Raw genomic sequence first — 8,912 nt, 5'->3', positions numbered from 1 at the left:
GTATACTAACCGTTTACCCTCACTGATACGCGAACCGTGCATTTGAGTTTCAATCAGCATTAACCCTTGAGTTTCGCCTTCGTACTCAATTGCATAGCCTTCGCGGTTTGGTTGTCTGTGAATAACGAACTGAAGTTTAAACTCCCAGTCCCAAAATTTATCTTCTTGTCCGTACAATCTTAATTGTTCTTTCCACTCTGAGGCATAATCATTGACGTGCTTTTGCACTAATTCTACTAAATCTGCTTCTACGGTCATGCTATCTTGACCGCGAATTAGTTATATTTTTGTTCGCATCGCACCAATATCGTGAGCCAGCGCGTTGCGGAGGTCTCCTCCGTTGTAGCGACTGGCGTGTGCATTAGCAGATTTTGATGTTATCAGATTAAGTAAACAAACTGTACCAGACTCAAAGACCGCAAAGGAGAAACGATGGCGATTGACCCAGAAATCACGAGACATAAAGAGTGGTTGGGTTTTCTCCAGCCTGTAGGGTTGGTAGTATCTCCCCCGGCGTTGGTAAAGGCGCAGGCGGTGGTCAACCGCAATATTGTAGATTTGCAACAATCATTGCTGGCTGCGGTTGATGAGGATGGCTATATTGCTGATTTTCCGGCTTTTGTGGTTAATGTATTAAGCTGGGCTAATAGTGATCTTGTTAAACCATCACTAGAATACGAGATAGCTTTAACTGATTACAGCGAAATTCTTGCGCCTACCTATATTGTGCCTGACCCGGATAGCGACAAGCCGCAGATTTTGGTGCAAATAATTTCTTCTGGTACTGACTTGGATGTAGTCGCACCAGAATTAACTAAGTCTAGCAGTGGTTGGCACGCCAGCCCCCAAGCTAAATTTGAGCGGTTGTTGCGGGAGACGCAAATACCCATAGGTTTGTTGTGTAATGGTGGGTTGCTGCGTTTGGTGTATGCGCCCCGTGGCGAGTCTTCTGGACATTTGACTTTTCCAGTACAGGCGATGTGTGAGGTGTCTGGACGGCTGATTTTGGGGGCGATGGAAATGCTGCTGTCGGCATTTCGTGTGTTTAGTGCTACTACAGGTCGTCGTTTACAAAATTTGTTGGAAGATAGCCGTAAGTACCAAGCAGAAGTTTCTACAACCTTGGCTAACCAAGTACTAGATGCTTTGTGGGAACTGCTGCGTGGGTTTCAGATGGCGGATGCGGCTGTTGATGGTAAGCTCTTAAGTGAAATTGCTGCAACAAATCCGCAACACATTTATGGTGGATTAATCACCACACTGATGCGGCTGGTGTTTTTGCTCTACGCTGAGGACGAAGGGTTAATGCCACCAGACGATATTTACCAGCGTAACTATTCTGTATCTGGATTGTATGAACGGCTACGAGAAGACGTGGGAAATTACCCTGACACGATGGATCAGCGTTATGGGGCGTGGGTGTGGCTGTTGAGTTTGTTTCGATTGGTTTATGACGGCGGCGGACAAACACCAGAGTATTTACCAGCACGGCATGGTCAGCTTTTTGACCCGGATGAGTATGCGTTTTTGGAAGGTCGCCCACGCGGTAGTAAGTTTGTCAAGGGTCAACCAATCGAGCCTCCGCGAATTCCCGATGGTGTGGTGTATCGTTTGTTAGAAAAGCTACTAATTTTAGAAGGGGAGCGCCTGTCTTATCGGGCGTTAGATGTGGAGCAAATTGGCTCGGTGTATGAGGGCATTATGGGTTTTGCTGTGGAACGGGCAGAAAGTCCGAGTATTGGAGTTTACAGCAAGCCCAAGGGGTCAAAGGTTTCTACGACGGTGGTAGTAGATGTGACGGCGATTTTGGCAGCAAAGTCAGCTGACCGTCAGAAGTTACTGAAGGAGTGGGCAAATTGTGAGGTATCAGGGAATGTCCTCAAGGAACTGAAGGCGGCGCAGACGTTAGAAAATATAGTGATTGCACTAGGTCGGAAGGTATCACGGCAAACACCTAATTTATTGCCTGTGGGTTCGCTGTACTTGCAGCCAGGGGAAGAACGCAGGCGTTCTGGTTCGCATTATACGCCCAGGTCACTCACTAAACCGATTGTGGAAACAACCCTGCGTCCGGTGTTGGAGGCGTTGGGAGAAAAACCGACTGCGGAACAGATTTTATCTTTGAAAGTTTGTGATTTGGCGATGGGTTCTGGTGCGTTTTTGGTAGAAACCTGTCGTCAATTGGCTGAGAAGGTGGTGGAAGCTTGGGAACGCGAGGAAAACGATACCCGCCTGGGAATTAGCGATCGCAACCAGAATGCGACAATTGATAACGATCGCAACCAGAATACGATAATTCATAGCGATCGCAACCAAAATACGATAATTGACAGCGATCGCAATCAGAATACGATAATTCATAGCGATCGCTCTTTGGGAAAAACTTTTTGGTTTACTGATCAATAGGTTCACTCTTCGTTAATCTACGCAAGTGTCACAAAAAATAAAAGTTTTTTGTTTGTAGTGAGGACTTCAGCCCTTATCTTGAGGACTAAAGTCCTCACTACAAGCTTAAAATAATACGACAGTTGCGTAAGTCCTGCTTGCATTCGATTATCAATGCAATTAGTGTTAATAGAGAGTATGTGTTGGGTTCTTTCGGCATGGGTGCGGACGGTATGCGGTATTCTTGGTTAAATTAGTTTATATCTGCATTGGCAATTTTTATAAAGTGAATTTTCGAGAAATTTACTATTCCTCAAGGGTGACAGTTGCGTAAGTCCTGTATGTAAGTAGTGACTTTATTACTTAATCAAATCAACACAAACTTAGTCACAATTAGCACTTGTAACTTATTAATTAACTGTTATAACTAATTGTATACATCAAATCTTGTATGTACTAGCTTTATCATTTACTAGAAAAAAGATTTTCTAGCAGATATAAAAGTCAATTACTAGTGAAGTCTACAAGCATATTAGACAGTTTTGATGGGCTAAAATTATTAGCCCAAACTTTAGTTTGTAGTAAAGTACAAGATGCAAAAATCGTAAATAATTAAGGGAGTCATCTTGTGGAAAAAAGAAGAGAAAATAGGGGAATAGTTTCAAAAGCTATTTCGTTCCTGTTAAATCGTATAACTTTTATTGTGCTTGCAGTTACTCTTGTGCTGTTTGTTGGAGGTAAGTTTGAACTAGCAAGTGCAGCTCAACCTAGTGCGGAACTAGAAATTCAAAAATTAACATCCTGTTACGCTCTGGGAACTGACGCCATTGGTCGAGGAAATCTCCAAGAAGGAAAGAATATTTATCGGGATTGTTTTACTCAAGATGCAGTTCTCACTGCCATTTTTCCTGATGGGGCAACTCAAACAAATTATGGGACAGATTCTTGGGCAGATTTTGTCTATTCAGTATTTCAAGGAAATGGTTATACAGCTACTCAACACTTGATGGGTACAATAAACATTTCAGTTCAAAATAATCAAGCAACGATGACTTCTTACCTCCATGCGACTCACAAACGTTCGGAAACCAGCATTGATGTTGCTAATGGCACTTATGAAGATCAAGTCGTCAATAGAAATGGACGCTGGAAAATTCGTAATCGTACCCTTAAACTCATCGATTTCTTGAATCTCAGTTCGCCAACTACTGCTTCTTCAAGCACTAATGCCCGAAGTGCTAACTCCTCAGCTACCTTTATCAGACCAAATATACCTCGTTTAAAAGAATAATTCTTGAGATTGGAATAACACTAATACGGGTTGGATAAGTATTCTTTACCTCCCTTATGACCCAATACAGTTCAGTTAAGCATTTTTTCTCTTCTCTCTGTTTCCTCTGCGCCTCTGCGGTTCGTTAAAAAAGTTGACTTTGACAAAGAGTTTTAGCCATAACTGAACCGTATTGCCTTATGACCTGAAAAAAGGGGTGAATTAAAATATTCACACCCTTTTTTATTTGCCAATTGAGCAAAATATAGTGCAAGATAAACAACCTTTGCAGTTAGTCTTTATTCTGCTTGATATATGAATAGAGAAGTTCGCGATCGCTTCGAGGATTTACAATTAAGCATGGACTATTTCCGTGACTTCCATTACTGACAATCACTACAGTAATGCCCATCCGGGGACAAACTCCTAAACAACTGGTGCTAACCACCCGAAAATCACCCCATAACCCCTCAAACTTTAAACGAGATTTCAACCAATTCTCTAAATCTTCGGAAGCGGTTGAGCCTAACTGCTCGTTTGCACATTGCGAACACACAAGCACCAAACCAGATTCCCATCGGGGAGAAACAGTTGGAATAGAAGTTTCTAATCGAGTATTTATTAGAGGCAATGGTTGCTGAGAATTGGATGCAGACCTCTTGAGGATACGTTTAAGTAATGCTTTAATACGTTGTAGGAATTTTTTCATGGACTACCCCACCTATTTCTCTGACAAGATAGTGTAAATTTCCTGTTTAGTCTGTTCTAGTAGATCGCCCAAGAAATGCTAGTCTATGCCAAGTCGTTTGTAGACGATGTAGAATTTTCACCTCTGGACGCTAAGAGGACATGATATTACTATCTTTAATTGCAACTCAGTATTACAATCTAGGGGTTCCCACTCGCTGGGGAAACTATATGGAATTAAAACATGACTAAGCTGATCGAATACGAAGAAGCCAGCGACGAAGTACGTGCAGTGTATGACGACATCCGCGTTACACGTCAAAATGACTACATCAATAACTTCTGGAAAGCCATAGCCAACCATCCTCCCACCCTGCAACGAACGTGGCAAACGTTAAAGGAAGTGATGGTTAGCCCTGGTGAAATTGATCCACTGATGCGCGAACTGATTTACATTGCTGTGAGTGTAACCAATGGCTGTGAGTATTGCATCGCCTCGCACACAGCGGCAGCACGTGCCAAGGGTATGAATGATACTATGTTCGGGGAACTAATGGCGATCGCAGCTACTGCCAATATGACCAATCGCCTCGCCAATGGCTATCAAATTCCGGTGGACGAAAAATTCAAGACGTAGGAGTATAACTTAATCTATCCTACTTAAAAATAAGGTTTAGCAGAATCATTTACTATGCCCAAGGTTCAGATTAACGGGATTGATTTGTTCTACGATATTAAGGGGACGGGTGAGCCTTTGCTATTAATAGCTGGCTTTCTTTGCGATCATGCCTATTGGTCGCTGATTATGCCATCGCTGGTTTCACAGTATCAAGTCATTCGCTTGGATAACCGAGGTATGGGGAGAAGTTCTGCTCCCGAAAACCCCTATAGTCTGAAACAAATGGCTAGTGACGTTGCAGCATTGCTTGATCGCATCGGCATTGATCGGGTGCATCTAGCAGGCCATTCAATGGGTAGTCAGATAGCCCAAGAGTTAGTTTTAGCACAGCCTAAAAAGGTAAAAAGTCTGATGCTACTCTCATCTTTGGCAAAAGGTGATGCATTATTCAACAGCATCATCGAGACTTGGGGAGAACTTCCTAGTAATGTAGACCTAAAACTTTACGAAAAAGTCATATTGCCCTGGATATTTACAGATGCCTTCTACTCAATTCCTGACATGATCGAAGGTCTGATTGAGTTTGCGATCAGATATCCTTTCCCACCTGCGACTCATTCACTTTATCATCACAGCCAAGCCATCCTTAGTAGTGACACAATAGACCGCCTCCAAGAAATTCATTGTCCTACCTTAGTTATGGTTGGTAAACAAGACATTCTCACCCCGCTAAAGTTTTCCCAACAACTTGCTCAAGGTATTCCCAATGCTGAACTTGTAGTCATCGAACGTGGTGGTCACGGCTTCTTGATTGAGTCGCCGGATGCTGTAGTTTCAGCCATGCTCAATTTTCTGGGGAAGTTGAAGCCAGCTTATAGCAATTTTGGATTTTAGATTTTGGATTTTAGATTACTTCCTAAAACCCTGTTTCGAGAATCTCAAATAATACTAACTAAGAGAATTTACCAAAGCCACCACCGCCAGGAGTTTCTATTACAAAAACATCCCCAGTTTTCATTTCTACTGTTGCTGTGCTGTCTAAATTCTCTTCAATTCCATTCTGACGTTGTATCCAGTTTCGTCCTACTTTTCCTGCTTCCCCGCCATTTAATCCAAAAGGAGGAATAACCCGATGACCAGAGAGAATATTAGCTGTCATCGGTTCAAGAAATCGAATGCGGCGGACAACTCCATTACCACCCGAATATTTTCCTTTGCCACCGCTATGGGGACGAAGACTAAAGCTTTCTAAAAGTACAGGATAACGGGTTTCTAAAACTTCTGGATCGGTCAAACGAGAGTTAGTCATGTGAGAATGAACACCATCAGTGCCAGCAAAATTAATCCCCGCGCCAGAGCCGCCGCAGATGGTTTCATAATATTGATATTGCTCATTACCAAAAGTAAAATTATTCATCGTTCCTTGAGAAGCAGCCATAACACCCAAAGCACCATATAAAGCATCCACAATAGTTTGAGAAGTTTCTACATTACCCGCGACTACTGCTGCTGGATAGGTTGGGTTGAGCATACAGCCAATCGGGATAATAATTTCTAGAGGATTAAGACACCCGGCATTGAGAGGAATATTATCATCAACTAAAGTACGGAAGACATATAAAACTGCTGCTTGAGTTACAGCTTTAGGAGCATTAAAATTACTATTTAGTTGTAGAGAAGTCCCAGTAAAATCAATGGTAGCACTGCGGTTTTCTGGGTGGATAGTTACTTTAACTTTAATTTGTGCCCCATCATCCATTTTATAAGTAAATGAGCCATCCTTGAGAACTGCGATCGCACGCCTAACAGACTCCTCAGCATTAGCTTGCACAAATGTCATATAAGCTTGAACAGTCTCAATCCCGTATTGTAAAACCATTTTACAAAGTTCTTGAACTCCCCGTTCATTTGCAGCAATTTGGGCTTTAAAATCAGCGATATTTTGATCGGGGTTACGAGCAGGATAAGTATGATTTGCAAGGTGCTGTCTGACTGTGGGTTCTCGAAAATTTCCCTCTTCAACTAAAAGAAAATTATCAAAAATAATTCCTTCTTCTTCTACTGTGGTACTGTGTGGAGGCATAGAACCGGGAGAAATTCCACCAATATCTGCTTGATGTCCGCGAGAGGCAACAAAAAAGATGGGCATGGGGCACTTGTACTGAGCAAAGTCGAAGTATTGAGCATTGGGTATGGGGGATGGATTTTTTTCACTACTTTCCAAAAAAATAGGGGTAATTACAGTGACATCAGGAAGGTGTGTACCACCGTTATAAGGGTTATTAGATAGATAGACGTTTCCCGGTTTTAGCGTGTTACCTTTATCGTTAATTAAACTACGGACACTTTCACTCATTGAACCTAAATGTACGGGAATATGAGGGGCATTTGCTACTAATAATCCCGATGAATCAAAAATTGCGCAGGAGAAATCCAGTCTTTCTTTGATATTTACTGATGTGGCTGTGTTTTGTAACACAATTCCCATTTGTTCGGCGATAAATTGATAGAGATTTTTAAAGATTTCTAAGCGAACAGGATCGGGTTGAGATGTTGTGTACATTTTTAATTCGTATTTGTTCAAATTCAATGAATTACTTAACATTTGCTGATGTAAGTTGAGTTAAGCAAAGTGCAACCCAACACAAAACTTGATTAATGTTGGGTGTCACTTTACACATTATGTTCTCGATCTATAAACCTCATACATTAAAAGGCTACCTGCTACAGCAAGATTGAGAGAATTAACCGCACCTACCATCGGAATCCGAACAAGATGCTGACATAAGTCTCGCTGTTCTGGGGTTAGACCTTGGCGCTCCTCGCCCAGGAAAAGAAGAGTAGAATTGGGATAATTAAACTGATGAAATTCAGACATTCCATCTGGTGAAGCACCAATAACAGGACAGCGGTGGTTCTGTACCCAGTGACGGAGCGCAGAAAAGCTTGTGCGTACAAACTTCTGGTTAAAAAGCGAACCCATAGATGCCCGAATAACATCGGGAGCAAAGGGATCTACGCTATCAAAGCTAGCGAATTTCCGAAGGAAGAGAAGATAAATTTAACATTGAAAACCTCCGAATATTTTTCTGAAATTTAGTATTTTCGGTTAATTAAATTAAATCATAAATCTTTATCTAAAACGTTGCAAAATTAAATGATTACGTTCAGTTAATCTTGCTTCCCAGTTTGGTTCAACTACAATTGTGCTAATTTTTTCGATAATAATTGCAGGGCCATTAATACTATCTTCTGGTTGTAAATCTTCCCGTCGATAGACAGGAGCATTATGCCATTTATCAGCAGTAAACATCCTGACTGTCTCAACAGATACAGGTGCTTCATTTAGAGAACGAGTACGAATAATTAAAGGTTCTTTGGGAGTATCCATTTTCTGAATTACTTCCACTGACGCTGATTCAACAATTAAATTTTTATCTAATTGAATGAAACCATAACGGGATTTATGTTCATCCTCAAATCCTTGCCGCATCAATACCACATCATCGACAAAGTTAACGGTTAAAGTAGAGTTAGTTCCTTCATATTTTAAGTTGACTTTTTTTACTATTTCTACTTGAGCATTAGCTTCATTTATTTTACTTCTAGTTTTAGTTTCTAAATATTCCATTAACTGCTCTAATTTAAGAATTAATGCTTGAGCTAAAGGTTGTTCAACTCCTTCTTCTCTAATTGCCCGCACATCAGCTAATCCCATTCCATAAGCAGAGAGAACGCCAGCATAAGGATGTAGAAATATTTTTTTCATTCCCAATGTATCGGCAATTAAACAAGCAACTTGCCCACCTGCACCACCAAAACAACAAAGCACATATTGGGTAACATCATAACCGCGTTGCAGACTAATTTTTTTTATTGCATTCGCCATATTTTCCACTGCGATCGCAATAAATCCAGCGGCTACTTGTTCAGGAGTACAATCATTTAATG

The 8,912-nt window shown here is 41.4% G+C and carries 8 protein-coding genes and 1 pseudogene; 4 read left to right on the top strand and 5 right to left on the bottom strand.

The window, feature by feature from the left end:
* Positions 1-258 (bottom strand): annotated as a pseudogene (locus tag IQ229_RS04090) (GNAT family N-acetyltransferase); the annotation flags it as partial.
* 174 nt (positions 259-432) lie between these two features.
* Between IQ229_RS04090 and IQ229_RS04085 the strand changes: the two are divergent.
* Positions 433-2,406, top strand: coding sequence for a type IIL restriction-modification enzyme MmeI (locus IQ229_RS04085; RefSeq protein ID WP_228013101.1), 1,974 nt, complete (start codon positions 433-435; stop codon positions 2,404-2,406).
* 700 nt (positions 2,407-3,106) lie between these two features.
* Positions 3,107-3,676 carry a nuclear transport factor 2 family protein gene (locus tag IQ229_RS04080; protein WP_322743939.1) on the top strand — a complete coding sequence of 190 codons (570 nt, stop codon included), beginning with the start codon at positions 3,107-3,109 and terminating at the stop codon, positions 3,674-3,676.
* Between the two features lie 271 nt (positions 3,677-3,947).
* On the opposite strand, the gene IQ229_RS04075 is transcribed toward IQ229_RS04080, so the two are convergent.
* The gene (locus IQ229_RS04075; protein ID WP_194041510.1) at positions 3,948-4,364 is read right to left on the bottom strand and encodes a (2Fe-2S) ferredoxin domain-containing protein; all 417 of its coding nucleotides are present in this window, start codon (positions 4,362-4,364) and stop codon (positions 3,948-3,950) included.
* 222 nt (positions 4,365-4,586) lie between these two features.
* On the opposite strand from IQ229_RS04075, the gene IQ229_RS04070 reads away from it, so the two are divergent.
* Together IQ229_RS04070 and IQ229_RS04065 are read left to right on the top strand one after the other, a co-directional pair.
* Positions 4,587-4,979, top strand: a complete 393-nt coding sequence (locus IQ229_RS04070) for a carboxymuconolactone decarboxylase family protein (RefSeq protein WP_194041508.1) — start codon at positions 4,587-4,589, stop codon at positions 4,977-4,979.
* A gap of 54 nt (positions 4,980-5,033) precedes the next feature.
* Positions 5,034-5,855, top strand: coding sequence for an alpha/beta fold hydrolase (locus IQ229_RS04065; protein WP_194041506.1), 822 nt, complete (start codon positions 5,034-5,036; stop codon positions 5,853-5,855).
* Positions 5,856-5,913: 58 nt separating this feature from the next.
* On the opposite strand, the gene IQ229_RS04060 is transcribed toward IQ229_RS04065, so the two are convergent.
* The 3 genes from IQ229_RS04060 to IQ229_RS04050 all read right to left on the bottom strand — a co-directional run.
* A complete protein-coding gene (locus tag IQ229_RS04060; RefSeq protein WP_194041504.1) occupies positions 5,914-7,524 on the bottom strand; it encodes a hydantoinase B/oxoprolinase family protein in 1,611 nt (536 codons plus the stop codon).
* 117 nt (positions 7,525-7,641) lie between these two features.
* Entirely contained in the window at positions 7,642-8,022 is a 381-nt protein-coding gene (locus IQ229_RS04055) for a TrmH family RNA methyltransferase (RefSeq protein WP_322743940.1), read from the bottom strand.
* A gap of 72 nt (positions 8,023-8,094) precedes the next feature.
* The coding region (locus tag IQ229_RS04050; RefSeq protein WP_194041500.1) for a hydantoinase/oxoprolinase family protein at positions 8,095-8,912 on the bottom strand (818 nt) is incomplete at its 5' end.

Origin of the sequence: Nostoc cf. edaphicum LEGE 07299, assembly GCF_015207245.1 — a bacterium.
Lineage (GTDB): Bacteria > Cyanobacteriota > Cyanobacteriia > Cyanobacteriales > Nostocaceae > Nostoc > Nostoc edaphicum_B.
Note: the sequence above shows the minus strand (reverse complement) of the source record. Positions and strands in the feature narration are given on the sequence as shown.

What these genes read in the sequence shown, in the direction of transcription:
- IQ229_RS04085 (WP_228013101.1), top strand. Translation starts at nt 433, where the DNA reads ATGGCGATTGACCCAGAAATCACGAGACATAAAGAGTGGTTGGGTTTT.
- IQ229_RS04070 (WP_194041508.1), top strand. Translation starts at nt 4,587, where the DNA reads ATGACTAAGCTGATCGAATACGAAGAAGCCAGCGACGAAGTACGTGCA.
- IQ229_RS04075 (WP_194041510.1), bottom strand. Translation starts at nt 4,364, where the DNA reads ATGAAAAAATTCCTACAACGTATTAAAGCATTACTTAAACGTATCCTC.
- IQ229_RS04060 (WP_194041504.1), bottom strand. Translation starts at nt 7,524, where the DNA reads ATGTACACAACATCTCAACCCGATCCTGTTCGCTTAGAAATCTTTAAA.
- IQ229_RS04065 (WP_194041506.1), top strand. Translation starts at nt 5,034, where the DNA reads ATGCCCAAGGTTCAGATTAACGGGATTGATTTGTTCTACGATATTAAG.